The following is a 1,410-nucleotide window of genomic DNA, read 5'->3' on the forward strand; positions in this document are numbered from 1 at the left end:
TCGCGAGGCCGCCGCGCCCGCCCCACCGGCCGAAACCGGCGGCGTGTGGCCCCGTCTGAGCATCATCGTACCGGCTTACAATGAGGAAGTAAACGCCGTGCGCAGCCTCGAAAGCCTGCTGCGGCTCGACTACCCCGATTTTGAGGTGGTATTCGTGGACGACGGCTCCAAAGATGCCACCCACGCGCTGGTGGCCGCCGCCTTTGCCGACGATGCCCGCGTGCGCGTCTTCACCAAGCCCAACGGCGGCAAAGCCTCGGCCCTGAACTACGGCATTTCCCGCGCCGCCAGCGACTTCGTGGTCTGCATCGATGCCGATACGCAGCTCGACCCGGCCGCCCTGCGCCACCTCATCAGTCATTTTGATTCGCCCGAGGTGGGGGCCGTGGCCGGCAACGTGAAGGTGGGCAACGAGCGGAATATGCTCACCCGCTGGCAGGCCATCGAGTACATCACCAGCCAGAATTTCGACCGCCGCGCCTTCGAGCTGCTGGGCTGCATCACGGTGGTGCCGGGGGCCATCGGGGCGTTTCGGACGGCGGCGCTGCGGGCCGTGGGCGCCTTCACCACCGACACGCTGGCCGAGGACTGCGACCTCACCATCCGCCTGCAACGGGCGGGCTACGGCGTCACCTACGCCCCCCGCGCCCTGGCCGTGACCGAGGCGCCCGAAACCGTGGGCATGTTCCTCAAGCAGCGCTTTCGCTGGTCGTTCGGCATCATGCAGTCGTTCTGGAAGCACCGCGCCGTGTGCCTCAACCCGCGCTACGGCGCGCTGGGGCTGGTGGCTTTCCCGAATTTATTGGTGTTTCAGCTCATCCTGCCCTTCCTCAACCCGCTGGCTGATTTGCTGATGCTGTACTCGCTCTGCACCGGGCAGGCGGGACCGGTGCTGGGTTACTACCTGGCCTTTTTGCTGGTCGATGCCGCGGCGGCCGCGCTGGCTTTCGGCTTCGTGCTGGGCGGCCAGGGCCTCGGCGGTGCGGGCAGCCACGCGGCTTTCCAGCTCCTCGTTCAGGCGTTCTACCTGCTGGCGGGCCAGTACTTGGGTTGTCACCTCGTTGGCCACCACCATGGCCCCGTTGATGCGGCCGTCGGCGTCGTACATGGGCACGTACACGAAGTCCCAGTACACGGTTTCGCGGTGGCCGTTGCGGTCGTGCTGGGCCTCCATGGCGTGGGCCACGTAGGGCGTGCCGGTGGCCATCACGCCGTCGAGCAGCTCTTCGTAGCCCATGCCGGCCACCTCGGGCAGCGCCTCAAACAACCCCTTGCCGATGAGCTGCTCTTGGGTGCGGCCCCACAGCCGGGCCACGGTGGAGTTGGCCAGCTCGATGGTGTAGTTGGGGCCGCGGTACACGGCGATGGCCACCGGCGCCTGCTCAAACACGCGCTCCAGCTCGCCGCGCT

General features: G+C 67.5%; 1 protein-coding gene and 1 pseudogene. One reads left to right on the forward strand and one right to left on the reverse strand.

Annotated features, from left to right (window positions below; translation table 11 throughout):
* Window positions 1-97: 97 nt before the first annotated feature.
* Window positions 98-847: pseudogene (locus ACYVDE_RS22795) on the forward strand (glycosyltransferase family 2 protein); the annotation flags it as partial.
* On the opposite strand, the gene ACYVDE_RS22800 reads toward ACYVDE_RS22795, so the two are convergent.
* On the reverse strand, window positions 800-1,390 hold the full coding sequence (locus ACYVDE_RS22800; RefSeq protein WP_460503828.1) for a PAS domain-containing protein: 591 nt from the start codon (window positions 1,388-1,390) through the stop codon (window positions 800-802). The pseudogene ACYVDE_RS22795 and the gene ACYVDE_RS22800 sit on opposite strands and share 48 nt — an antisense overlap.
* Between the last annotated feature and the right edge of the window lie 20 nt (window positions 1,391-1,410).

The organism is Hymenobacter agri, from assembly GCF_054778495.1.